Here is a 25,285-nt window from a genome sequence, read left to right as displayed (position 1 = left end):
CGGCCGGCGGTCCCCGGCAGCAGTAGGCTGGTGGCGTGGACCCTAACCCCAGCACCCTTCCTGATTCCGGCCCGGCACCTGCGGGGCGCATCGTGCTCGCGGCCACCCCGATCGGGAACACCGGTGACGCTTCCGCGCGGCTGGTGGAACTGCTGGGAACCGCGGACATCGTGGCAGCCGAGGACACCCGCCGCCTCCACCGGCTGGTCCAGAGCCTGGGCGTCACCGTGGCCGGGCGGGTCATCAGCTACCACGAGCACAACGAGGCCACCAAGACGGCCGAGCTGCTGGCACAGGTGCAGGCAGGAAGCACCCTGGTCATGGTTACCGACGCCGGGATGCCCTCGGTTTCGGACCCGGGCTTCCGCCTGGTTGAAGGGGCGGTCGCGGCCGGCCTCACAGTGACGGCCGTCCCGGGGCCGTCAGCGGTACTCACCGCCCTGGCGTTGTCCGGCCTGCCCACGGACCGCTTCTGCTTTGAAGGGTTCCTTCCGCGGAAGGCCGGTGAGCGGGCGTCGCGCCTGGCCGAGCTTGCGGGGGAGCGCAGGACCATGGTGTTCTTCGAGGCACCGCACCGGCTGGAGGTAATGCTCCGGGCGCTGCGCGACCGGTTCGGACCGGACCGTCCGGTGGCCGTCTGCCGTGAATTGACCAAAACCTATGAAGAGGTCATCCGCGGCACCCTCAGTGAACTTCTGGTGTGGGCGGAAAGCACGGAGATCAGGGGCGAGATCGCTGTTGTCCTCGGCGGGGCGCCGGAAAAGGCGCCCGGGACGCCGGAGGACCATGTAGCAGCCGTGAACGAACTCGTGGCCCAGGGCATCCGGCTCAAGGAAGCGGTGGCAGCGGTGGCCGAGGACGTCCGGGTGAGCAAGCGGGAACTGTACTCCGCCGTCCTTGCGGCCCGCTGACGGTTCCCGCACACGATGCCTGGGCTGCTGTGCAGCTGCACAGCAGCGCCGTGATGCGGCAGTGCGCAACGGCGTAGACCAGCCCGAAGCCGCCGCAGTAGTCTGGCAGTAATTCAGCCTGTATGGGCCCGGTCACTCCGGCCGCCGCCAAGGGCTGCACCAACCCTACTGACGAGGGAGTCATCGTGACTGTCACTGCACAGCCGGCCGTTTCCGCAGACCGCGAAAGCGCCCTTCTGGCCTCTGTCCCCACTGGCCTGCTCATCAACGGTGAATGGCGGGACGCCATCTCCGGGAAGACCTTCGACGTCGAGGATCCTGCCACCGGGAAGGTGCTGTTGAGCCTTGCCGATGCCGGCGCCGAGGACGGTAAGGCAGCCCTGGACGCTGCCGCCGCGGCGCAGGAGTCCTGGGCAAAGGTGCCGCCGCGCGAACGGGGCGAAATCCTGCGCCGCGCGTTCGAGCTGGTGACCGAGCGCGCTGAGGACTTCGCGCTGCTGATGACCATGGAGATGGGAAAGCCGCTGGCCGAGGCCCGCGGTGAGGTCACGTACGGTGCCGAGTTCCTGCGCTGGTTCTCCGAGGAGGCCGTCCGCGCGTTTGGCCGCTACTCGGTCTCCCCGGATGGCAAGTCCCGGCTCCTGGTGACCAAGAAGCCGGTGGGACCGTGCCTGTTGATCACGCCATGGAATTTCCCCCTGGCCATGGCCACCCGCAAGATCGCCCCGGCCGTCGCTGCAGGCTGCACCATGGTCCTGAAGTCCGCGAACCTTACCCCGCTGACCTCCCAGCTGTTCGCCGCCGTCATGATGGAAGCCGGCCTCCCCGCCGGAGTCCTGAACGTCATCCCCACCTCCACCGCAGGCGCCACCACCGGCCCGCTGATCAAGGATTCCCGGCTCCGCAAGCTCTCCTTCACCGGGTCCACCGAGGTGGGCCGCCGCCTGCTCTCCGACGCGTCCGAAACTGTCCTGCGCACCTCCATGGAACTCGGCGGCAACGCCCCGTTCCTGGTCTTCGAGGACGCCGACCTCGACGCCGCCGTCGCCGGGGCCATGCTCGCCAAGCTCCGCAACATGGGCGAGGCCTGCACGGCCGCGAACCGCTTCATCGTGCACGAATCCGTCGCGGCCGAGTTCGCGGAGAAGTTCGCCGCGAAGATGAAGGACATGACCACTGCCCGCGGCACCGAGCCGGAGTCCAAGGTGGGCCCGCTGATTGACGCGAAGAGCCGGGACAAGGTCCACGAACTGGTCTCCGACGCCGTTGCCTCCGGCGCCACGGCCGTCCTGGGCGGCGGGCCGGTGGAAGGTCCGGGCTACTTCTACCAGCCCACCATCCTTTCCGGAGTCACCGAAGGCACCCGCATCCTGTCCGAGGAGATCTTCGGACCGGTGGCACCCATCATCACCTTCAGCTCCGAGGATGACGCGGTGCGCCTGGCCAACAACACCGAATACGGACTTGTGGCCTATGTCTTCACCAAGGACCTGAACCGCGGCATCCGGATGGGCGAACGCCTCGAAACGGGAATGCTCGGCCTGAATGCCGGCGTCATCTCCAACGCCGCAGCACCCTTCGGCGGTGTCAAGCAGTCCGGCCTGGGACGCGAGGGCGGCCTCGAAGGCATCGAGGAATACCTCTACACCCAGTACATCGGCATCGCAGACCCCTACGCCGGGTAACGCCCGGATCAGGCAAAGCGGCCGGTCAGCCGCCGCTTTGCCGCCGAACGCCGTCGCGCACTCCCTGCCTGGAAGGACCAGGACGGGAGCGTGCGGCGGCTTTTGCCGTCCTGCGCAGGAATCGCCCCGCGGCCAGGAACGGTGCGGCCAGCAGCCGGCCCAGCCGTCCCATGACGGACGGCGGGATCCAAGCCGCCTGAAGCCGCCGCGCCAGCCCCGCATTGGCCTGCAGGGACGATTCCACCGCCGCAACCTGCGCTGCCACGGCGCCGCCGGTGCCGCGGGCTGGACCTGGCTGTCCGTCGTCAACCGCCGCCTCCGGGACGGCGCCGGACGGGCGGCCATAGCTGTGGCGTTCGAAGCCTGCCGTGAGCGCGGCAACAGCCTGGTGCGCCGCCCGGTCCAGGCCATCGGGATCCCCCAGCAGCGCGCCGCGCAGCCGCGCTGAATAAGCGCGCGGCGTTTCGCTGGAACCGGGGGGAACGCCATAGTCGGTGCCGAGGTCCAGCAGTTCACGCCAGCCCAGGGGTACCGCATTTCCGGGATCCTGGGGCCTCAGCCGCCTGGCCCTGATGCCCGTCCTGATGAGCCGGGGCGCGGCCACCAGCAGTGCCATCCCCAGGACGCCGGCTGCGCCAAGCAGCCACGGCAGGAGCTGCACTCCCGAACCGGCGTTTCCGCCGCCGCCGGGGGCGGGCAGCGCAGTGGCGCTCGGCGCGGGGGTGGGAGCCGGGGTGGCGTCGGGAAGCAGGTCATCATTGTTGTCCAGCACGTCAGGGGCGGCGGCGGTGGACGATTCCGTGGCATAGTCGGGAACCACGCCACGGGAGGGCGTGGGCTCGAAAGGCACCCAGCCCAGGCCTTGGAAGTAGAGCTCCGGCCAGGCGTGGGCATCGCGTGCGTCCACCTCATATTCCGGCAGCGCTCCCTGGCCTGCCACCGAAACTGTGGCTCCGGTGAGCCTGCCGGGTGCGTAACCCACCGCGATGCGGCTGGGGATGCCTTCCAGCCTCGCCATCACAGCCATCGCGGACGCGTAGTGGATGCAGTAGCCGCTCTTTTGTTCCAGGAAGTCGGCCAGGACCGACAGCCCGTTGCCGTCGTAGCCACCCTGCACCGGAGACTGCAGGGAATAGGTGAACTCCGCCGAACGGAGGTACTTCTGGATGGCCATCGCCTTCGCGTAGGGGGTGCCTGTCCCCGCCACGGTATCGGCGGTGCTGCGGACGATGTCCGGAACGTTACCGGGAATCCTGGTGAAGTCGTCCGGGATCCCCTGGACGGCGGCTGAGGACTGGGCCAGGAGCCCTGCCGTCAGCCGGGGGGCGGTGGACGTCACCAGGTACTCCTGCCGCCGGGACGTGGTGGTGTCCGAACCTTTGATGCTCAGGGTGGCCGGGTCCCAGGTCCACCGCCCGCTGAGTCCCCGTACCGATTCCGGGGCATAAGGGGCAGGGAGATAGGGGCTGGTGAAACTGCCGGCGTCGATGGCTGTGACCAGCCGCTGCTGCTCGTCCGCCAGGACCGTATAGCCGGGATCGATGCGCCCGCCCAGGGGCAGCCGTGAGGCGTCACGGTCGTCCGGGCCCCAGGAGTCACCGTCGAAATTGTCCACCGTGACGGAGCGCAGGTACAGCGGGGTGGAGGCACTCGTGGCGTAGGTGATCCGGCCGCTGCCGTCAGGTGTCCGCAGGCTGTTGCCCAGCGTGATCATGGGGTTGAGTCCAGTGGAGGTGCCCCAGGGGTTGAGCCGGGAACCCTGCGGAAACGTTCCCTGGTCAAAGCCGGGAATTGCCATGGGCACCACCAGCGTGGCGGCCAGTGCGACAGATCCCGTGAGCACGGCGCGCTTCATCTGGCCAGGGCTCCTGGCGGAATCAGTCTGGAACCGGGCGCTGGGGGCGAAATACTGGCTGCACGCGAGGATCGCCAGGTACCCCGCCACCGTGAAAGCGAATCCCCAGAAGCCCACGCTCTGCGGCTTGATCATTGCCGGGACCACCAGGATGGCCAGCAGCCCCACCCCGGAAGCAGCGGGTATGCCGAGCGGCAGCGCAAGGGCGTCCACCAGGATCACCGCCAGGCCCAGGACAGCGCAAATGACCATGACAATGCCCACATTGGGCGCCACGGGCGCAGTCTCGGAAAGGACAGTTTCGCTGGCCCTCCGGATCAGGCGGTCCAGCTCCACCAAGGTTCCGCCGGTAGGGATGAAGCCGGCCACGCTGGAGCCGCGGAAGAAGGTCAGGGTCAGGACGGCGCCCAGGGAGATGAATCCGCCGGCCGTCACCAGCAGGGGCTGGGCGCGCACGGACCGCAGGGCAGCCAGCGTGAGGCTGACCACCAGGACGGTGGTCAGGACGGGCCAGTACCAGCCCCAGCCGCGGAGCACCCCGTTCAGCGAAAGCGCGGCACCGGAGACAGCTACGGCGATGGCGGCGGCCATCACCCAGGGATAGGGGCCCACCCGTTGCCGGGCGGCGGTCTTCTCCTGCCGGCGTCCGGACTGCCTGCTGGCTCCCGGACTGCGTGTTGGTGCCGCTGTCACAGCGCAGCCCCGGTTCCGCGGCGGACCTCCGCTGAGGGAGCGGGCACTGCCACGTCCTGGTCGAACTGGCTCCAGGCCGATGCCACGGGGACGGCTGGCGCAACGGCCACCGCACGCCAGCCTCCCTGCCGCAGCACTTCCAGGACCTCGGCTGACTCGCCGGGCTTTTCCGTCACGATGACGGCGAAGGCATTGGTGGCGTAGCCCGCGGCAGGGGCGAGGGCCAGGGCCTCCAACCGCGAGAGTGTCCCGAGGACTGCGATCACCGGTCCCCTCATGCGGTGTGCGGAAAGCTTGTCCATGAGCAGGTCATCAAACGCCTCAGGGCCAGCGTCGAGGGCAGTGCGGTCGTTGGATGCACCGACCCGGCCCGCCCATTGCTGGAGGGCATTGTCACGGTGTGGATGGTGGGGCCCGGTCAGCTGTATGGCGGCAAGGCTTTCTGCGATGGACTGGAGTCCGGCTGCGCCGCTGTATTCCTCCACCTCAGGTTCCGGAGCCGACGGCGATTGCAGGAAAGCGGGACTGCCCCCCGTGTCGAGCAGGCGCAGCGCATAGTTCCGTTCAGCCAGGTGTGCACTGATGGACATAACTGCCACGACCGACCATTCGAAGGTTCCGCTGGTGGCCATGGGGTGCCCGTCCGGGCCTGCCTGCCCCGCCGGCCCGCCGCCGGAACCTCCGGAAAACGCACCGTACCTGTGGTCCATGATGACCGTGGCCTCCGGTGTGGTGACGGATTCCTCCTGGCGCACCATGAGGTCGCCGTGGCGTGCGGTGGCAGCCCAGTGCACCCGCCGCATCGGGTCGCCGTGGCGGTACTCGCGGGTCATCACGTCGTCGTCGCTGGGGTTGGCGCGGATCCTGGTTGCCGTCACGCCATCGTTGCCGCGCGCGCCGGCCAGTCCAGTGAGGGGAAGGACGACGGCGGCGGGCGTCACGGTGAGGATGTCGCCGTCGTCTATTGCCTGCCGGTGCAGTGACAGGCCAAACGGATCCGTGAATTCGGCTGTCACCGGGCCGATGAGGAACTGGCCGCGCTGGGCCGAACGGAGATGGTATTCATACCGGCTGGTGCCCCCGGCGGCTGACCGTGAAGGGAACCGGAAAGCCGGCGATTCGCCGAACCGGGCAGGCAGCCGCTCCTCCATGGTGGCGCTTCCGCTGCCGCTGCCCGTCCGTGCCACCGCGAGCCGCACGCTTGTGGGTGCGGACGTTTCCACGGGAGACGGAGTGAACTCCCGGTACACCTGGAAGCGGGGCTTGACCAGCCGGATCCCGGCGAGGGAAACCAGGGGGAGGACGATCAGCAGTACCGCCAGCGTCAGCAGGTCCCTGCGGCCCATAACGTGTGCGGCGCCCACTGCGACCCCGCCGGCGGCGATCATGCCCCAGCCGCGTTGAGTGAAGAGGTGCCGCGGTAGCCTGTCCGGCAGCGCCATGGGTTTTCCTACTTGTTCCTGCTCAGGCCGGTGACCGGGGCCGCCGTCCTGCCGGCAGGTGCCGCATTCCGGGTGCCGGTGCCGGCAGTCTCCGAAGTGACAGGCAGGCGGGACAGGATGCCCCTCAGGACGCTGTGCGGGGTTTCCCCGGACCCTGCAGCCTTGCGGTCCAGGATGATCCGGTGCGCCAGGACGGCTTCGGCAACGTGGACGACGTCGTCCGGCAGAACGAAGTCCCGGGCGTCCAGGGCAGCGGTGGCTTTCGCTGCCCGCAGCAGCTGCAGCAGGGACCGGGGGCTGGCGCCGAGCCGCAGCAGCGGACTTTCCCTGGTGGCCCTGCCCAGCGATACCGTGTACTCCTTGACGGCCTTGGACACGTAGACCTGTTGCACGGTGGTGATCATGGCGGCCACCTCCGCCGAAGTGACCACCGCGGAGACCTTGGTCAGTGGCGAGGTGGCCTGGTGCGTTTCGAGCATCTCAATTTCGGCGTCCTTGTCCGGGTAACCCATGGAGATCCGGGCCATGAACCGGTCCCGTTGCGCCTCGGGCAACGGATAGGTCCCTTCCATTTCGATGGGGTTCTGGGTGGCCACCACCATGAACGGCTCGTCGAGCCGGTACGAGGTGCCGTCAACCGTGACCTGGTGCTCTTCCATGCATTCGAGCAGCGCCGACTGGGTCTTGGCGGAGGCCCGGTTGATTTCGTCGCCAATAACAATGTTGGCAAAGACCGCGCCGGGCCGGAACTCGAAGAGCCGGGAGGACTGGTTGTAGATGGACACACCCGTCACGTCTGACGGCAGCAGGTCGGGGGTGAACTGGATCCGGTTGACGGTGCAGTCGATGGTGCGGGCAAGGGTCTTCGCGAGGAGTGTTTTCCCGACTCCGGGCACGTCTTCGAGCAGCAAGTGCCCCTGGGCCAGCAGGACGGTCAGCGCCAGCTTGGCGGCGTCGGATTTCCCATCGATGACGGTATTGACAGACGAGAGGATGCGCTGCGTTGCCGCGTGGAAACCTTCCGCGTCCATGGCGGCGGGGCGGTGCCCGTTCAGTTGGCTGACGGGATCAGCGAGCCCCGCCAGAGTGCGGTTCGCAGCGCTCACATCGTTGGCAGTGCGTCGGTGGGATTCCATCGGCAACCTTTCAGCCCGGGGTTTCACCTGGACGGGACAACAAGCCTGCCGTCGCCCGGCGGTGGGCGTTCGCATGTGTTCGTACCAGACTACTAACACAACTGCCGCAGCTGACAGAGAGTTCCGACAAAATTGGGGAAGGGTTCCGCAGCTAGGCTGGATGGATGTGCACTTCGCTTCCTCCTGCCGCTTACCAGGACCCTGCTGCCGATGACGCGCAGGAGCCGCGCAGTTCCCGGCAGAAAGCCTTCCCGCCCGCTCCCGAGCCCCTGCCGGTGCCGGTCATGGACAACCACACGCACCTTGACTTCCCGGATGGCAAGGCTCCCGTTGGAATATCGGCAGCGTTGGATGCGGCCGCCGCCGTGGGCGTCCAGGGTGCGGTGCAGGTGGGCTGCGACCTTGAGTCGTCACGGTTTACCGTCCAGGCCGTGGACCTGGACCGGCGGCTGTTGGGGGCCGTGGCGTTGCATCCCAATGACGCCCCCCGCTACGCCGCCCGCGGCCAGCTGGAGGAGGCGCTGGCAGAAATTGAACAGCTGGCCGCCCACCCGCGGATCCGGGCCATCGGCGAGACCGGCCTGGACTTCTTCCGCACCGAAGGAGAAGGCCTGGCGCACCAGCGGCACTCCTTCCGCCGCCACATCGACATCGCCAAACGCCTGGACCTGACGCTCCAGATCCACGACCGGGACGCGCATGACGACGTTGTCCAGGTGCTCCGGGAAGAAGGGGCACCGGAACGCGTGGTCTTCCACTGTTTCTCCGGTGATGAGGACCTGGCAAGAACCTGCAACGAGGAGGGGTGGTGGATGTCCTTTGCCGGAACCCTGACCTTCCGCAACGCCGCCAACCTGCGTGCTGCGCTCGCGGTGGCTGACCCCGAGCTCATCCTGGTGGAAACCGATGCGCCGTTCCTTACGCCGCACCCGCATCGGGGCCGGCCAAATGCCAGCTACATGGTCCCTTACACGGTCCGGGCGATGGCCGAATTGACAGGAACTGACCTGGCTGGTCTGTGCGCCGGAATCGCGGCCAATACCGTGAAGGCATACGGAAGCTGGGACTGAAAGTCCGATGTCCGGGCGTTACATAATGAATACCCGGTATGCACATTTCTTGGCGGCTTTATAACGCTACGGTTACAGTGGACATTTATTAGCCGGGGTCGGGGAAGGCCAACGGGTAATTTCACTTCTTTCTGCAGCAGGATTGCTGGGCTCTGTCCCGGCTTGCCCGTTGCGCGGAGTGTGGCGGCGCAACGGTGCCCGGACTGCCTTTGCTGGCGGTGCCGGGCCTTTTATTGCGCGATTTCCCCGTGCCCGGAAGGACCTAAAGTTACGGGCAAACGTGAGCAAGTTCTTCACATCGGACGGCAAGTTCAGCTTCGTCAAGGTTGGTGCCCAGCTTCTGGTGCTGTGCGCGCTCGTGGTGGGCCTCGTAGCCTTTGTGGGCAATAACAAAACCATCACGCTCAACGTCGATGGGAAGGTCTCGTCCGTGCAGACGTTCGGCGGAACCGTGGGGCAGGTGGTCAAGAGCGCCAACCTGGAGCTGAACCCTGCTGACCGCGTGTCGCCGTCGGTTGATGCCTCGGTCCAGAACGGCACCGTGATCAACGTCAACAAGGCGAAGGAAGTCAAGGTCAGCCTCGACGGCTCCGAGAAGACGGTCAACACCACGGCCCAGGACGTCGCCGGCCTGGTCACTGAACTCGGCGTCGCCAGCGCTTCGTCGGTTTCCGCCCCCAAGGACGCCCAGCTGTCCATCGCCGGGTCCTACGTCTCCATCTCCACCCCCAAGACCGTCAGCCTCGTTGCGGACGGCAAGGTGGACACCGCCACCACCACGGCATCGACCGTGGGCAAGGTCCTCGAAGACGCCGGCCTGGTCCTGGGTGCCAACGACCGCTCCTCGCAGCCGGTCAACGCCCATGTGGTCAACAACATGGTGATCAAGGTGTCGCGCGTTGACACCGGCCAGACCGCAGTCTCCACCGAGGACGTTCCGTTCGAGACCGTCACGAGCGAGAGCGGCGAGCTGCTCAAGGGGGAGAAGGAAGTTACCCAGAAGGGCGCCGCAGGCAAGCTCGAGAAAACCTACAAGCTCGTGCTGGTGGACGGCCGCGAAGCCTCGCGCACCCTGGTATCGGAAACAGTAGCCGTCCAGCCCGTGCCGGAGAAGGTCACCGTTGGCACCAAGCCGAAGCCTGTTGCCCAGGCGGCCCCCGCGGCAAAGGCCGCTACCCCTGCAGGTGCGGGTGCCAACACCGGTGCCGCTGCTCCGGCCATGATGAACGAAGCCATGTGGGACAAGATCGCCCAGTGCGAGTCCACCGGAAACTGGAGCATCAACTCCGGTAACGGCTACTATGGCGGCCTTCAGTTCGACATCCGGACCTGGATCGGCGCCGGCGGCGGGGCCTACGCCCCCAACGCCAGCCTTGCCACCAAGGCCCAGCAGATCGACATTGCCAACCGCGTGTACGCGCAGCGCGGCCTTCAGCCGTGGGGCTGCGGCTGGGCTGCCACCAGCTAACCCCCACGATTGCGTGCCCGTCAGGGCGCTGCGGCCGGGCACGGACCTCCGTGCCCGGCCGCAGCCGTTTATTCAGGCTGTTTATGGCGCCTGTTTCTCCCTGCGGGGCGGATGTGCCGCGCGGGATAGGATACCTAGGTGACTGAACCAATCCCCGCGCCCGCACCGCTCTTTGGTGCATCCGACATACGCCGGCTCGCGGAGGAGATCGGAATCCGCCCCACCAAGACCCTCGGCCAGAACTTTGTGATTGACGGAAACACCATCCGCAGGATCGTGGCCGCCGCAGACGTTGGACCTGACGAGACGGTGTTGGAGGTGGGCCCGGGGCTGGGATCCCTGACCCTCGGACTGCTCGATGCCGCAGCGTCCGTGGTGGCAGTGGAAATCGACCCCGTGCTGGCCGCCAAGCTCCCGGCGACGGTCAAGGAGTGGCGGCCGTCTTCTGCTGCACGTTTCCATCTGGTGCACGCCGATGCCATGAAGGTCACGGAGCTCCCCGTGCAGCCCACCGCGCTGGTGGCCAACCTGCCCTACAACGTCGCGGTCCCGGTGGTGCTCCACCTGCTGCAGCATTTCCCCAGCCTTCAGCACGGGCTGGTGATGGTCCAGGACGAGGTGGCTGACCGGCTCGCCGCCGGCCCCGGATCCAAGACCTACGGTGTGCCGTCCGTCAAAGCCGCCTGGTACAGCCAGATGCGCAAAGCCGGCGTCATTGGGATGAACGTCTTCTGGCCTGCGCCGAAAATCCATTCCGGGCTGGTGGCGTTTACGCGCCGCGAGCCCCCCGCCACCACTGCAACCCGGGAACAGGTCTTCGCGGTGGTGGACGCCGCCTTCGCCCAGCGCCGCAAAACCCTGAGGGCTGCCCTTGCCGGGTGGGCAGGCGGGGCACCGGAAGCCGAGCGCTGCCTGGTTGCTGCGGGCGTCGACCCCACTGCCAGGGGTGAGGTCATAGATATCCGGGCCTTTGCCAGAATCGCAGAAGCCAAGCAGGCGTTGGCATGAACGCCCTGCCAGGCCGGTTCGCCGCCAGGACAGTCCGCGTCAAAGCACCCGGCAAAGTCAATGTCTCCCTCGAGGTAGGACCGCTCCGCCCCGACGGCTACCACTCCGTCGCGAGCGTGTACCTCGCCGTGTCCCTCTATGAGGAAGTCGCGGCCACAAGCACCGAGGCGCCCGGGATCACCGTCAGCCTGAGCCGGGCGAGCACCGTTGACCTTGATGCCGCCGACATCCCCCTGGACGGGAACAACCTGGCCTACAAGGCCGCAGCCATCATGGCGGACGTTTCCGAACGCCCTACCGGGGTCCACCTGGAGATCACCAAGCGGGTGCCCGTGGCCGGCGGCATGGGCGGCGGATCGGCTGATGCTGCCGCAACCCTCCTGGCGTGCGACGCACTGTGGAACAGCGGCCTGTCCCGGGAAGAACTCGCGCACCTTGCCGCGGAACTGGGCGCCGACGTCCCGTTTTCCCTCCTGGGCGGCACGGCGGTAGGGCTGGGGGTGGGCGACGAACTTTCCCCGGCACTGGCGAAGGCACAGACCCACTGGGTCCTCGTCACGGCAGATTACGGCCTTCCCACTCCTGAGGTTTACAGGACCCTGGACCGCATCAGGGAAGCCGGCGGCATCCAGGCGGCCGAACCCACCGGGGTTGATCCCAAGATCCTCACCGCCCTCCGCGGCGGAGACGCCGAAGCATTGGGCCGGGTCCTGGTCAATGACCTCCAGCGGGCATCCATTGAACTGGCGCCCGCCCTGCGCGATACGCTGGGTATCGGGGAATCGCACGGAGCCATCGCGGGGATCGTCTCGGGATCGGGGCCCACCGTGGCCCTCCTGGCCGACGACTCGGTGGCGGCGGAAGGCCTGGCCACCGACCTGCGGCATTACGGCCTGACAGCCCTCGCTGTCCACGGTCCGGTGCCGGGCGCGCGCATCATCTCCGACACCCACCTCTAAGTCTTACAGTCCCTCCCTCAGCAGCAGAAAGCAGTTCCTTGTGGCACACCTTCTTGGCGGCGAGAACCTGACGGTCTCCTACGCGACCCGCACCGTCCTGGACGGCATCACCCTGGGACTCGAGGAGGGTGACAGGATCGGCATGGTAGGCCGCAACGGTGACGGCAAGTCCACGTTGATGCGCCTGCTGGCCCTGCGCGCCACCCCTGATTCCGGCCGCGTCACCAAGCGGGGCGACGTCAACGTGGGTTACCTGGACCAAAGCGACGTGCTCGACGGCGACCTGACGGTAGGTGCGGCGATCGTGGGGGACCAGGCGGACTACGAATGGGCCCGCAATCCCCAGATCCGCGAAGTCATGGGCGGGCTGGTCTCCGACGTCGACTGGCACGCAAACGTCCACGCGCTCTCCGGCGGGCAGAAGCGTCGGGTGGCCCTGGCCAAGCTCCTGATCGAGGACCACGACGTCATCATGCTTGATGAGCCGACCAACCACCTCGACGTCGAGGGTGTGGCGTGGCTGTCCCGGCACCTGAAGACCCGGTGGCGCGCCAACCAGGGTGCATTCCTGGTGGTCACCCACGACCGGTGGTTCCTCGACGAAGTCTGCAACAAGACCTGGGAAGTCCACGACGGCATCGTCGACCCCTTCGAAGGCGGCTACGCGGCCTACGTGCTGGCGCGCGCCGAGCGTGACCGCTCCGCATCGGTCATGGAAGGCAAGCGGCAGCAGCTGGTCAAGAAGGAACTGGCCTGGCTCCGCCGCGGCGCTCCCGCCCGGACGGCAAAGCCGAAGTTCCGCATTGAGGCCGCCAACGCCCTCATCGCCGACGTGCCCGCCCCGCGTGACTCGATGGCCCTCAGCAAGATGGCCACCGCACGCCAGGGCAAGGATGTGCTGGACCTGGAAAACGTCTCCCTCGACTTCCAGGGCGCCGAGGACGGGCGGAAGCTCTTCGACAACATCACCCTGCGGCTTGCCCCCGGCGAACGCCTGGGACTGGTGGGCGTCAACGGCGCAGGCAAAACCACCCTGCTGAAACTCCTCAACGGACAGATCACCCCCGACGCCGGGAAGGTCAAGCGGGGCAAGACCGTGGTCACCGCGGTCCTCAGCCAGGAGGTCAAGGAGCTCGACGACGTCGCAGACCTTCGCGTGATCGAGGTCATCGAGCGTGAAAAGCGTTCCTTCAATGTTGGCGGCAAGGAATTCAGCGCCGGCCAGCTGGTGGAACAGCTTGGCTTCACCAATGAGAAGCAGTGGACCCCGGTCAAGGACCTCTCCGGAGGGGAGCGGCGCCGGCTGCAGCTCCTGCGGCTGCTGGTGGGGGAGCCCAACGTCCTGATGCTGGACGAACCCACCAACGACCTTGATACGGACACCCTCGCTGCCGTGGAGGACGTGCTGGACGGCTGGCCGGGAACCCTGGTGGTTGTCAGCCACGACCGGTACCTCCTGGAGCGCGTCACCGACCACCAGATGGCGCTCCTCGGAGACGGAAAGCTCCGCGGCCTGCCCGGCGGCGTTGACCAGTACCTCGAGCTGCGCGAATCCGCCCTGGCAGGGTCCACTGTGACCGGCGGCGGCAACCCCGTCACCAGCGCCGGGTCCGCGCCGGCAGCCGCTGCTCCCGCCGGTGCCTCGGAGGCCGAAAAGCGCGACGCCCGCAAAGCCAAGAACCGCATCGAGCGCCAGCTTGGCAAGCTCGAACAGCAGGAAAAGAAAGTCCACGACCAGATGGTCAAGAGCACCGAACAGTCGGACTTCGACGCCCTGGCCGAACAGAACAAGAAACTCAAGGACCTCGCAGGAGAACGCGAAGCCCTCGAACTCGAATGGCTTGAGGCTTTGGAAGTCCTCGGCGAATAGCCCGTTCAATCCGCGGGGCTGTGCTGGGTTGGGTGCCGGAGCCAGCCCTTCGGCGTCCGCCCGGCTTGGGTGCCGGAGCCGGCCCTTCGACGTCGCTTAGACACGCCGCGTAGAGGACGTTCCGGTCGCGGGCGACCTCCACGCCCTGACGCGTCGCGATGCGCTCCTTTTCGAAGGACCGGCTCCAACGAGCGGATGTCCCCTTCCCGAAGGATCACCTCCCAACGAACGTCACCTCACGCCGAGGAGCGGCAGGCAACTCGCGCGGAACCTTCGGCAGGTGGTTGTGCCCGCGTGTGCGTGGAGACGTGCCGAACGGAACGCTAGGCACCAGCGGTGCGGGGGGCCTTCGCGTAGGAGCGCATCGGGGGCCATCGGGCCCATGAGGTCGCTCAGCGACCGGTGGGCCCTTTTGGCCCGTGTCTAAGCGACGGCGAAGGTCTCCTGCGCCGCGAACCTGGCCACGGCCGCCGGCAAAGGGCTCCTGCGCCGCGAACAGACCACGGGAGCTCGCGAAGGTGACAGGAAACTAACCCTCGGACATGAGTTCCGGGTCCCTTTTGAGGCCGGTCAGGCCGTTCCAGGCGAGGTTGACCAGGTGCGCGGCGACGGTGTGCTTGTCCGGCTGGCGGCTGTCCTGCCACCATTGGCCGGTCATGGCCACCATTCCCACGAGCATCTGGGCGTACATGGCGCCGTCCTCGCCACTGAGGCCGCGGCGGGAGAATTCGTCGGAGAGGATGTGCTCAACGCGGGCGGTGACGTGGGAGAGCAGCGTGGAGAAGGCCCCCTCAGGCTGCGACGGCGGTGCGTCCCGCATCAGGATCCGGAACCCTTCCGTGCGGTCCTCGATGTAGGTCAGCAGTGCGAGGGCGGCCCGTTCCACCAGGACCCTCGGTTTCGCCTCCTCGGTCAGCGCGGCGTTGATGGCGTCGAGGAGGAGCCGGAACTCGTGGTCCACCACCTGGGTGTACAGGCCTTCCTTGGAACCGAAGTGCTCGTAGATCACCGGCTTGGACACCCCGGCGCACGCCGCGATTTCCTCGATGGTGGTCCCGTCAAGGCCCCTGGCCGCGAAAAGTCCGCGTCCGACGTCGATCAGCTGGCTCCGCCGCTGCAGGCCGGTCATGCGTGTCCGCGGAGGGTTGTTGCTCACATTTCCATCATGCACCACCGGTCGCGGGCAGGCCTGCAGCGCGACGGCGGGCGGACCGCGGGACGCGAAACCGGAGGGTTAGGCCGGAGTGACCGTCCCGTGTCGCGCAGCGCCTCTAACCCGTGGCAAAATAACTACTTGTGCCCGGCCGCGCGCCACGGCACGGTCCGCTCTGGTGTAATGGCAGCACCCCGGCCTTTGGAGCCGTGGAGTATAGGTTCGAATCCTATGGGCGGAACTGCTGCGCGTGGAGCGTTCAGTAGGATGACATTCGGTGCCGCCCGCACTTCGGCCGGCCACCGTCAGCGCCAGCGTAACCAAGCAAGGAGAGCCCGTACGTGATCCCCGAGAACACCGGCCCGGCCGCAGTAATCGTCCTGGCGGCAGGCGCCGGTACCCGGATGAAGTCGCGTACCCCCAAGATTTTGCATGAGATCGGCGGCAGGTCCATGGTGGGCCATGCCCTGCTGGCGGCCCGCAGCGTCAACCCCCGCCAGTTGGCCATCGTGGTCCGCCATGAACGCGACCTGGTGGCACGCCACCTCGCGGACGTGGATCCGGCGGCCGTGATCGTGGACCAGGACGACATCCCGGGCACCGGCCGTGCCGTGGAAGTGGCCCTCCAGGCCCTCGACGCCGACCAGCACCTGACGGGCACCGTGGTGGTGACCTACGGTGACGTGCCGCTGCTCTCCGGTGAACTGCTTGCGGAACTCGTGGCCACCCACGAGCGCGAGGCCAACGCGGTGACCGTGCTGACCGCCGTCCTGGACGACGCCACCGGCTACGGCAGGATCCTCCGCGGGGAGGATGGAACGGTCACCGGCATCCGGGAGCACAAGGACTCCTCCGAGGCAGAGCGGCTCATCCGGGAGGTCAATTCCGGCATTTACGCCTTCGACGCAGCAGTCCTCCGTGACGCCCTGGCCCACGTGACCACCGATAATTCACAGGGCGAGAAGTACCTGACAGACGTCCTGGGCCTGGCCCGCGAGTCGGGCGGCCGGGTGGCCGCCGTCGTCACTGCTGACCGCTGGCAGGTGGAAGGCGCCAACGACCGCGTCCAGCTCTCCGCCCTGGGCGCCGAGCTGAACCGCCGCACCGTGGAGGCCTGGATGCGTGCCGGCGTCACGGTCGTCGACCCCGCCACCACCTGGATCGACTCATCGGTGACCCTGGACGAGGATGTCCGCATCCTTCCCAACACGCAGCTTCACGGCACCACCACCGTGGCGAGGGACGCCGTCGTCGGACCTGATACCACCCTGACGGACGTCACCATCGGCGAGGGCGCCACGGTGACCCGCACCCATGGTTCCGGGGCCGTCATCGGCGCCCGGGCCGCCGTCGGGCCCTTCACCTACCTTCGCCCCGGCACGGTGCTGGGTGAGGCCGGCAAGATCGGCGCCTTCTACGAAACCAAGAATGTGACCATCGGCCGCGGCTCCAAGCTGTCCCACCTCGGGTACGCCGGAGACGCCGAAATCGGCGAGGACACCAACATCGGCTGCGGCAACATCACGGCGAATTACGACGGCGAGAAGAAGCACCGCACGGTCATCGGCTCGGGCGTCCGCACGGGTTCCAACACAGTCTTCGTTGCCCCGGTCACCGTGGGGGACGGCGCCTACAGCGGCGCCGGCGCGGTGATCCGCAAGGACGTGCCCGCGGGAGCGCTCGTGCTGACCGTTGCAGCGCAGCGCAACACCGAGGGGTGGGTGGCGGCGAACCGCCCCGGAACCCGCTCCGCTGAACTGGCCCAGGCAGCCACCAAAGATTCCTCAAGTACCCCGGCATCTACAGAAGAGGGCAACCAACCATGAGCGAAATTACGGCGCGCGGCGAAAAGAAGCTGGTGCTCGCCACCGGGCGGGCCCACCCCGAGCTGGCCCGGGAAATCGCCAAGGAACTGGGTACCGAGCTGCTGCCGGTGGACGCATACGACTTCGCCAACGGCGAGATCTACGTCCGCGCCGGCGAGAGCGTCCGCGGCACCGATGCCTTCGTCATCCAGGCCCACCCGGCACCGCTGAACAACTGGCTGATGGAACAGCTGATCATGATCGATTCGCTGAAGCGCGCCTCCGCCAAGCGCATCACGGTGGTCTCGCCGTTCTATCCCTACGCCCGCCAGGACAAGAAGGGACGCGGCCGCGAACCCATCTCCGCCCGGCTGGTTGCGGACCTGTACAAGACGGCAGGCGCGGACCGCATCATGAGCGTGGACCTGCACACCTCGCAGATCCAGGGCTTCTTCGACGGCCCGGTGGACCACCTCATGGCCATCCCGCTCCTCGCCGACTACATCCGCACCCGGGTGGACGCCGAGAACGTCACCGTTGTCTCCCCGGACACCGGACGCGTCCGGGTGGCGGAGCAGTGGGCAGAGCGGCTGGGCGGCGCACCGCTCGCGTTCGTGCACAAGATGCGGGACCTCACCGTGCCCAACCAGGCTGTTTCCAAGACGGTGGTGGGCCAGATCGAGGGCCGCACCTGCGTCCTGATCGACGACATGATTGACACCGGCGGAACCATTTCCGGTGCCGTCCAGGTGCTGAAGAACGCCGGGGCAAAGGACGTCATCATCGCGGCCACCCACGCGGTCTTCTCCGATCCCGCCGCCAAGCGCCTCTCGGAGTCCGGCGCCCGCGAGGTAGTGGTCACCAACACCCTTCCGCTCACCGGATCCCAGCGGTTCCCCCAGCTGACCGTGCTCTCCATCGCGCCGTTGATCGCCCGGGCCGTTCGTGAGGTCTTCGACGACGGCTCGGTCACCAGCCTCTTCGACGGCAACGCCTAAGGCAGGCCCGCCGCGGCGCCGGTCCCGTTTTCAGTAAACGAGACCGGCGCTGGTAGGATTGTCAGCGATACCTTGGCGAGGGAGAGCGCCGGTCACCGTTCACGCGGTCACCGGAGTGCAGGTCTCCGTTATCGACTGGGTCTGAATCTCCCTTCAAGATGGGCACGGCTCCGGCCGCCTGGCGTTGAAGGTCGCGACAGACCTCTGCCCTTGCTGAACACCGTTTAGTTTCAAGGAGATTTCCATGTCTGAGCAGAAGCTCGCAGCAGAAGTACGCACCGAATTCGGCAAGGGCTACGCCCGCCGCGCGCGGATGGCCAACCTCATCCCCGCCGTCATCTACGGCCACGGCGCAGACCCCATCCACATCACCCTGCCGGCGAAGGCCACCACCCTGGCCGTCCGCACCGCCAACGCCCTGCTGTCCTTGGACATCAACGGCGAAGGCCACCTGGCCCTGGTGAAGGACGTCCAGCGCGATCCCATCAAGCAGATCATCGAGCACATCGACCTCCTGACCGTCCGCCAGGGCGAAAAGGTCACGGTTGACGTTGCCGTCCACGTTTCCGGCGAAACCGCACCCGGCACCGTGCACAACCTCGAGCTCACTGTCGTGTCCCTCGAGGCCGAGGCCACCCACCTGCCGGAATCCGTTGAGGTCAGCATCGAAGGCCGCGCCGCCGGCGAGCACATCCACGCTTCCGACCTGGTGCTGCCGAAGGGCTCCGTCCTGCTCACCGACGCCGAGGCGCTCGTGGTGAACATCTCGGAAGCTATCGAGATCGCCGAAGAAGAAGCTGGCGAGGGCACCGAAGAGGCTACTGCAGCCTCCGAGGAAGCAGCAGCCGAGTAATCAGCCGCATTCCCCGCCTGTGGCCGGATCCCTGTGGGGGTCCGGCCATTGGCATGTCTAGTGCGTTTCACCGGCGCCGGGCGCGGCAAACCCCCCACCCTAGGATTGATTCATGACTGATACCTGGCTCATTATTGGCCTCGGAAACCCGGGAGCTCAGTACCAAGGCAACAGGCACAATGTCGGCCAGATGGTGCTCGACGAACTCGCCGGCCGGATGGGTGCCGGTTTCAAGAGCCACAAGGCCCGCGCCCAGGTGCTCGAAGGACGCCTGGGCATTGGCGGACCACGCGTGGTGCTGGCAAAACCGATGAGCTACATGAATGTTTCCGGCGGCCCTGCTGCCGCGCTGGCAAACTTCTACGGCATCGCCCCTGACCATGTGGTGGCAGTCCATGACGAAATCGACATCCCGTTTAATACGGTAAAGCTCAAGATCGGCGGGGGAGAGGGCGGCCACAACGGGCTGCGGGACATCTCCAAGGCCTTGGCCACCAAGGACTACCTCCGCGTCAGGGTAGGGGTGGGACGGCCGCCCGGGCGCATGGAAACGGCCGACTATGTCCTGCGCGACTTCGGTACTGCCGAGCTCAAGGAACTCCCCTTCCTGCTGGACGAATCAGCGGACGCAGTGGAGATCCTGGTCCGTGATGGCCTGACCGCGGCGCAGCAGAAGTTCCACCCCGCGAAGTCCGAACGCTAGCAACATGAAAACTTAAAGGCCCTTTGCCCTGTCTCGTTGTCTGTGCACCGGGGTAGTCTTCTTCCTATGCGGGGGAGCAATGGGGCTACATCCCGCTATCGCGGGGATGTAGGGGAAAAGTTCATGTCAATCGAGCCACTCAGCTGGGGACGTGGGTCAACACCCCACGACGTTGGGCTGAACAGGGATGCCTCCGGCAAGCGGGAGGGCCAGCTGTGGTCTGCCCCTGCCCGCGGCGCAAACCTCGAATCGGTCCGCACGGCCCTCACCAGCGCCGATTCCCTCGGCGTGGTGATCACCGGGGGACGCGGCGTGGGGAAGTCCTCGCTGGCCCGGGCAGCGGTCATGGACCTGGGCCCGGACGTGTGGTCGCTGCAACTCCGCAGCGGTCCGGCCGGTTCCACCACGCCGTACGGCTGCCTTTCCTTCCTCCTCGCACGGCTTCCGCAGGCCTACATGGGCTCTCCCACGGCAATACTGCGCGGCATCACCTCCCTGATCCGCAGCGATGCGGCCGGCCGCCCCTGCGTGATCACCCTGGACACCTGCGGAAGCATTGACGAGATGAGCGCGGGGGTACTGCTGAACGTACTCCTGACCGGCACGGCGAAGATCATTGCCGTGGCGCCTAAGATCAGTGACCTGCCGGCGGACTTCCACTGGCTGCTGACGGACCGGCGCCTCGCTGAAGTCCGGCTCAGCAACCTCAACGAGCTGCAGACCCGCCAGGTCCTGTTGTCCCTCCTGGGCCACCGGGTGTCGGCATCCCTGGTGGGCACCTACCACCACATGGTGGGCGGCAACCCGCTGTTGCTGAAGGCGCTCGTCACCGAACAGCAGCTGTCCGGGAACCTCGTCCTGTCCGACTCCGTCTGGACGCTGCGGGACAAAGTGGTGCTCGATGGCGCGGCCAGCCTCGACGACATCGTCCGCTCCCGCTGGTCCAGGGAGACGCCCGAAACCCGGGAAGTCATCGAGATGCTGTCCTGCGCGCGCCGGGTGGAACTCTCAAGGCTTACTGCCATCTACAGCGCCGAAGTTGTGGCGGACATGGAAGACGGCGGGTTGCTGGAGATCGACGCCTCAGACCACCGCTGGGTGTCGTTGCGCGAAAAGTACATTGGGGATGTGGTTCGCACCTGGCTGAGCATAGCCCGGCGCAGGGAGCTGCGGAGCGTGCTCCTGGGCGGCACGGAACCCGATCCCGGCGGGATGACGGTTGAGGAACTGATGGCTTTCGCCGCCTGGACCCACGAGTGCGAGGCGGACCTGAGTCCCGCCCTTGCACTCGCGGCAGCCGACGCTGCCGTCCAGCTGTTCGACCCACGGTTCGCCCTGACCTACGCGGAGATGCTTCGCCGGACGGACAGGGAATGGGTGGCCGGCCAGCGCCAGAAAGCCGCCGCCTACCTCCAGCTGGACATGCCCGTCCAGGCCATGGCCGCACTTGATGACATCTCGCAGCCTGAGCTTGACGGCCTCGATGTTGAGGAGTACTCCCACGTCATAGCCGCCAAGTCACACGTCATGATGTGGCTTCCGGAAGCAGCTGCCAAGGTGCCGGACCTGCTTGCGAAAGCCCGGCAGCGCCTTGAGCAGGCGCCGGGCCGCACGGCGTGGCCTGAGCCTGCTGCTGCGGCGGCCAACCGCGTGGCGCTGAGCGAGTTCGAATACCGGGCCTTCGTGGGCGACTACGCCGCCATCATCCCGGCCCTTGAAAAAGCCTCGGATCCGGCTGTGAATCCGGATACCGGGCACCGTATGAATGCAGCTATCCTGCTGATGACCGCCCTGGCCTTGACAGGGCGGGAAATGGATGCGCTCAGCGTTATGCGGCAGCTGGGAGGCCAGATCAGTGACGCCTCCCATATCGTCGGCCTGCGCGAACGGTACACCAAGGAGGCCTATCTGGTGCTGCTGACCGCGGGGCAGTGGCGGCGGTGCATCGACCTCCTGGGTCCGCAGGCCACGGACGAACCGCACAGCCTTCCCTTCCGGAGCGCCGCGACGGAGCTTGCGGCCGGCATCGCCTATGTCTATTCGGGCCGTGGCGCCGCTGCCTTGGACCCCCTGATCTCCGCGGCAGCACAGCTGGAGCTCCAACCCGTCCAGGCGGCACTCCGCTGCGCGTACGCAGCCATTGCACTTGCCCATGCCCAGACCGGCAATGCCGCACAGGCACGCAAATACCTGGGCAAGCTTCAGAGGACGTCCGGAAACTCCAGCTTCATTGCCGGGAGCATGGCGGAATTCTGTGCCCTCGTGGCGGGCCGCTGGCTGGGCGATCCCGACGCTGTTGCCGGGCTCAAGCAGTCCGCCCGCAGGGACATGGAGGCAGGGCGCTTCACCCTGGCCGGGATCAACCTTCTCGCGGCCACCGTGAACGGCAGCGACGCGGACTTCCGCCTGCTGGAGGAGATTGCGGGCCACCGCCAGGGTCCGTTGGCAGAGATCTCCCGGCTGATCGCCGTCGGCACCAGGACCAAGGACGCCAAGACCCTCCTCGCGGGCGGCGAGCTTGCCGCCACCCTGGAGCTGGATGCCGTGGAGGCACGGTGCATGGCCCTTGCCGTGGATTTCGCACGCCAGGACGGCGACTCGCTCACGGCACGGACAGCCCAGGCCCGGCTCGATATCCTGGCTGCCACCGTGGCCAACCTTCCCATCGTGCCCAGCAGCGGAAGCCCGCTGCTGACCAGCCGGGAACGCCAGATTGCCCGGCTGGCAGGACGCGGCGCTTCGAACCGTGACATCGCCCTGGAGATGGGCGTCTCAGTCCGCACCGTGGAAGGCCACCTCTACCAGGTCTTCACCAAACTCGGCGTTACTTCCAGGGGTGATCTGACTGGACTCGTCTAACGTGCACAAGCCCAACACCGCGCAGCGTTTCCTCACGGGGCGGAAAGAGCCGCTGGACCGGATCTGCAACATTGTCCGGAACCGCGCCAGCCAGGCTGTTTTTATTATGGCTGGCCCCGGCATTGGAAAATCCTCCCTCACTGAGGCCATTTCCGAGCGTCTTACCGGGGAAATGAATGTGCTGCAGATGCATGGCAGTACCGCCCTCGCTGCGGTCCCTTTCGGTGTCCTGACTCCATTCACCGGTGACCTGACCGCCGAGGATTCGGTCTCTCCTGTCGCCGTCCTGCGGTCCATGTGGAGCTATTTCGAGGAAGTGAAAGCAGGCAACGGGGCGCCCGTCCTGCTCATCGTTGATGATGCGCACTACCTGGACGAGGATTCCGCCGGCGTGGTGGCGGAGCTGATTTCAGCAGGTTGGGCAACCGTGGTGGCGGCGGCGAGGCCGCGGCCAGGCCTGCCACAGCCGCTGGACCAGCTCTGGTACGACGGCCTGGCCGAACGCGTGGACCTGCGCCCGCTGAACCGGGAACAGATCGAAGAAGTCCTCGCCCACGTCCTGGACGGCACCGTCCCTGACGCCACCGTGGACGCCGTCTGGAGCGCCTCCGGAGGCAACCCGCGCGTCCTGGATGCCCTGCTGCATGACGCCGCGGAGTCCGGGGTACTGGCCAAACGGAACGGAATCTGGGTCCTGCTGGGCTCCTTGCCAACGGACGGGGTGCGCCTCACGGCCGTGGTCACCAAGGATCACCTCCGGAGGCGGGCGGAGGAACAGGAAGCCCTGAAATTCATCGCACTAGCCGGACCCGTGGGCCGGAAAGTGATCGAAGACATTTGCGGGGCGGCAGTTGTCCGCTCCTTGCTGGACCAGCAGATGGTCGTCGAAAACTCCGGCGTCCCCTCCGAACTCACCATCTGGAACGGGCTGTTCGCAAAGGCCATCAGGAACACCATTTCCGTGTCCCGAAGCCTGCAGCTTCTGGAGAAAATCCGGGAGCACCAGGACCCTTCAAGCCTCCGCGGGGAAGGCCGGCTGCGGTTTGTGGAATGGTCCCTTGAATGCGGCCTGCGGGTGTCCGACGCCGACATGCTGGACGCCGCACGCGAGGCACTGGCCCGCTTCCGGAACCACAGCGCCCGGTCCATCGCTGCCAAGGTGCAGGACCCTGGGCTTGTCCACCTTGCGCACGCCGTGCAGGCGCGCGCCCTGTATAACGAGGGCACCTACGCAGAAGCTGCCGCACTGCTTGACGGCAGCTGGCTGCAGCTGGCCGAAGACCCCCACGGCATCTCGGTCCTGCTGCTGTGGACCTCAGCCCACCAGGCGACTGGCCGCCCTTTGGCTGACCTGGCGGAGGAGGTGCGGGAGCGCCACCAAGTGTTGCCGGAAGCAACACGGACGGGGCAGGAAGAGCTGTTGCAGCTGCTCCAGTCCGGTGCGGACGTCAATGTGCAGGCGCTGTGCAGCCGTGTGGCGGATATCAGGAACCGCAGCTCCACGGGAAACGCCGGCGAGCCTTTGAAAGCCATCGGCGAGGCGCTGCTGGCGCACGCCCTTGCCTCGGCCGGACGGGCCTCGGAAGGTCTCGACTCCGCGCTCCTTGCCGCGTCCGAGCTGCCGACGCTGGAAGACGACGTGTTCTTCTACTCCGAGTTCGTCCTGGGGCGGCTGGTCATCGACTACCTTGCCATGGGCGAGTGGGAATCCGCCGAGCGGGAACTCGAAAACTATGCGGCAGGACATGCGGCCGGAACCGGGACGTTCAACGGCAGCCTGCAGGTGCTGCGCGGCTATTCGATGCTGCGGCAAGGCCGGATGGAACGGGCCTACCAGCTGTTGCTGCCTGCGGTGGAAGCCCTCAGGCTCAGCGATCCACTGCAGCTGTTCCGCTTCGGTTCGGCCCTCGGCTTCTACGTCGCCGCACGGCTCGGCGACACCGCCCAGGCAAAGCGGCTGGAGCAGGACTGCAAAGACGCGGTGGCAGGAGGCCCCGCCCATGAATTCCTGGCAGACGCCTACGGTGCCGCCGCCTCAGAGTACCTGGCCCGCGACGGCAAGGGCCTCGCGGCGCTGCACACCCTGGTGACCACGACGGAGGCCTCGTCACGGGCCGGCACTTTGCTGGAGCTCCTGTCGCTGTGCTGGGACCTGGGCGATGCCTCGGTGATCCCCATGGTGCATAACGCGGCCCGCGCCGTGGAAGGCCGCTGGGCTGCGGCACTGCTGAAGCTGGCCGCCGACTGGGAGGCCGCTGACGGGGATACCCTGATGGAAACTGCCGCGGCGCTGGAGGACTCCGGCTTCGTCAACCTTGCCCGTGAGGCCTATGCCCGCGCCAGCACGGTACTGGACCAGGCAGGGGAGCGGCGGCGGTCCAGGCAGGCGGTCGCCCAGCGCGAGAAGTGTGACCACGAACTCGGCGAGCGGTTCCGGGAAGGCCGGTTCATTGCGGCGGCACCCGCGGTCCATCTCACCCGCCGTGAACAGGACATCGTTGAGCTCGCCGTACAGGGCCTCACGGACCGCGAGATCGCCCAGCGCCTGATGGTCTCCGTCAGGACAGTGGAGGGGCACCTGTACCGCACTTACGTGAAGCTGGGCGTACGCAGCCGGGACGAGCTGGACTCGGCACTTCCCAAGTAGCCGGCACCCGGACATCGACGCCTCCATGCTGCTCAAGTGGACGCAGCCCGGTGTCCTCCTGCCCTTTCCGTGTTTGCTTGTGGCGCCCGCCCACGGTTTGAAGCATGCCTACCGGGTATCAGCCCCCGGTCCCGGTAGTACCCGGTCATGGAATTCGAGTACTGCCTACT

At 67.0% G+C, this 25,285-nt stretch carries 17 protein-coding genes and 1 tRNA gene; 14 read left to right on the top strand and 4 right to left on the bottom strand.

From position 1 onward, the window contains the following. The first annotated feature begins 35 nt into the window (after positions 1 to 35). Both rsmI and AC6CHP_RS09380 read left to right on the top strand, forming a co-directional pair. Complete coding sequence (gene rsmI / locus AC6CHP_RS09385) at positions 36 to 911, top strand: 16S rRNA (cytidine(1402)-2'-O)-methyltransferase (RefSeq protein ID WP_104185347.1); 876 nt, start codon at positions 36 to 38, stop codon at positions 909 to 911. Positions 912 to 1,096: 185 nt separating this feature from the next. Further along, complete coding sequence (locus AC6CHP_RS09380) at positions 1,097 to 2,596, top strand: NAD-dependent succinate-semialdehyde dehydrogenase (protein ID WP_188730291.1); 1,500 nt, start codon at positions 1,097 to 1,099, stop codon at positions 2,594 to 2,596. A 25-nt stretch (positions 2,597 to 2,621) separates the two neighbouring features. On the opposite strand, the gene AC6CHP_RS09375 is transcribed toward AC6CHP_RS09380, so the two are convergent. Genes AC6CHP_RS09375 through AC6CHP_RS09365 form a run of 3 tightly spaced genes read right to left on the bottom strand, consistent with a single transcriptional unit; the run spans position 2,622 to position 7,722 of the window. Continuing rightward, the gene (locus tag AC6CHP_RS09375; RefSeq protein WP_498229398.1) at positions 2,622 to 5,144 is read right to left on the bottom strand and encodes a transglutaminase TgpA family protein; all 2,523 of its coding nucleotides are present in this window, start codon (positions 5,142 to 5,144) and stop codon (positions 2,622 to 2,624) included. Next, a complete protein-coding gene (locus AC6CHP_RS09370) occupies positions 5,141 to 6,586 on the bottom strand; it encodes a DUF58 domain-containing protein (protein WP_188730286.1) in 1,446 nt (481 codons plus the stop codon). Before AC6CHP_RS09370 ends, AC6CHP_RS09375 begins: the two co-directional genes overlap by 4 nt. Before the next feature lie 8 nt (positions 6,587 to 6,594). Then, positions 6,595 to 7,722, bottom strand: a complete 1,128-nt coding sequence (locus AC6CHP_RS09365) for an AAA family ATPase (protein WP_427115332.1) — start codon at positions 7,720 to 7,722, stop codon at positions 6,595 to 6,597. Positions 7,723 to 7,886: 164 nt separating this feature from the next. On the opposite strand from AC6CHP_RS09365, the gene AC6CHP_RS09360 reads away from it, so the two are divergent. From AC6CHP_RS09360 to AC6CHP_RS09340, 5 genes are all read left to right on the top strand, one after another. After that, the gene (locus AC6CHP_RS09360; protein ID WP_427115331.1) at positions 7,887 to 8,792 is read left to right on the top strand and encodes a TatD family hydrolase; all 906 of its coding nucleotides are present in this window, start codon (positions 7,887 to 7,889) and stop codon (positions 8,790 to 8,792) included. Between the two features lie 280 nt (positions 8,793 to 9,072). Continuing rightward, positions 9,073 to 10,260 (top strand): resuscitation-promoting factor, encoded by a 1,188-nt coding sequence (locus AC6CHP_RS09355; RefSeq protein ID WP_188730281.1) that lies wholly within the window; start codon positions 9,073 to 9,075, stop codon positions 10,258 to 10,260. Positions 10,261 to 10,398: 138 nt separating this feature from the next. Beyond that, complete coding sequence (gene rsmA, locus AC6CHP_RS09350) at positions 10,399 to 11,268, top strand: 16S rRNA (adenine(1518)-N(6)/adenine(1519)-N(6))-dimethyltransferase RsmA (RefSeq protein ID WP_188730279.1); 870 nt, start codon at positions 10,399 to 10,401, stop codon at positions 11,266 to 11,268. After that, positions 11,265 to 12,227 (top strand): 4-(cytidine 5'-diphospho)-2-C-methyl-D-erythritol kinase, encoded by a 963-nt coding sequence (locus AC6CHP_RS09345; protein ID WP_188730277.1) that lies wholly within the window; start codon positions 11,265 to 11,267, stop codon positions 12,225 to 12,227. Before rsmA ends, AC6CHP_RS09345 begins: the two co-directional genes overlap by 4 nt. A gap of 40 nt (positions 12,228 to 12,267) precedes the next feature. Then, entirely contained in the window at positions 12,268 to 14,097 is a 1,830-nt protein-coding gene (locus tag AC6CHP_RS09340) for an ABC-F family ATP-binding cassette domain-containing protein (protein WP_188730275.1), read from the top strand. Positions 14,098 to 14,626: 529 nt separating this feature from the next. Here AC6CHP_RS09340 and AC6CHP_RS09335 read toward each other — a convergent pair. After that, positions 14,627 to 15,253, bottom strand: a complete 627-nt coding sequence (locus AC6CHP_RS09335) for a TetR/AcrR family transcriptional regulator (RefSeq protein WP_188809234.1) — start codon at positions 15,251 to 15,253, stop codon at positions 14,627 to 14,629. A gap of 166 nt (positions 15,254 to 15,419) precedes the next feature. Between AC6CHP_RS09335 and AC6CHP_RS09330 the strand changes: the two genes are divergently transcribed. The 7 genes from AC6CHP_RS09330 (at position 15,420) to AC6CHP_RS09300 (ending at position 25,115) form a co-directional block, all read left to right on the top strand. Further along, a tRNA-Gln gene (locus tag AC6CHP_RS09330) sits at positions 15,420 to 15,491 on the top strand. Positions 15,492 to 15,591: 100 nt separating this feature from the next. Beyond that, positions 15,592 to 17,076, top strand: coding sequence for a bifunctional UDP-N-acetylglucosamine diphosphorylase/glucosamine-1-phosphate N-acetyltransferase GlmU (gene glmU / locus AC6CHP_RS09325; RefSeq protein WP_377195071.1), 1,485 nt, complete (start codon positions 15,592 to 15,594; stop codon positions 17,074 to 17,076). Continuing rightward, a complete protein-coding gene (locus tag AC6CHP_RS09320; RefSeq protein ID WP_104185336.1) occupies positions 17,073 to 18,053 on the top strand; it encodes a ribose-phosphate diphosphokinase in 981 nt (326 codons plus the stop codon). Before glmU ends, AC6CHP_RS09320 begins: the two co-directional genes overlap by 4 nt. Before the next feature lie 244 nt (positions 18,054 to 18,297). After that, positions 18,298 to 18,906, top strand: coding sequence for a 50S ribosomal protein L25/general stress protein Ctc (locus tag AC6CHP_RS09315; protein ID WP_188730270.1), 609 nt, complete (start codon positions 18,298 to 18,300; stop codon positions 18,904 to 18,906). Between the two features lie 112 nt (positions 18,907 to 19,018). Further along, a complete protein-coding gene (gene pth, locus AC6CHP_RS09310) occupies positions 19,019 to 19,609 on the top strand; it encodes an aminoacyl-tRNA hydrolase (RefSeq protein WP_498229393.1) in 591 nt (196 codons plus the stop codon). Between the two features lie 123 nt (positions 19,610 to 19,732). After that, entirely contained in the window at positions 19,733 to 22,468 is a 2,736-nt protein-coding gene (locus AC6CHP_RS09305) for a LuxR C-terminal-related transcriptional regulator (protein ID WP_498229391.1), read from the top strand. A gap of 1 nt (position 22,469) precedes the next feature. Continuing rightward, entirely contained in the window at positions 22,470 to 25,115 is a 2,646-nt protein-coding gene (locus tag AC6CHP_RS09300) for a helix-turn-helix transcriptional regulator (RefSeq protein WP_498229389.1), read from the top strand. The last annotated feature ends 170 nt before the right edge of the window (positions 25,116 to 25,285 follow it).

It is taken from the genome of Pseudarthrobacter sp. GQ63 (genome assembly GCF_059758765.1).
Note: the sequence above shows the minus strand (reverse complement) of the source record. Positions and strands in the feature narration are given on the sequence as shown.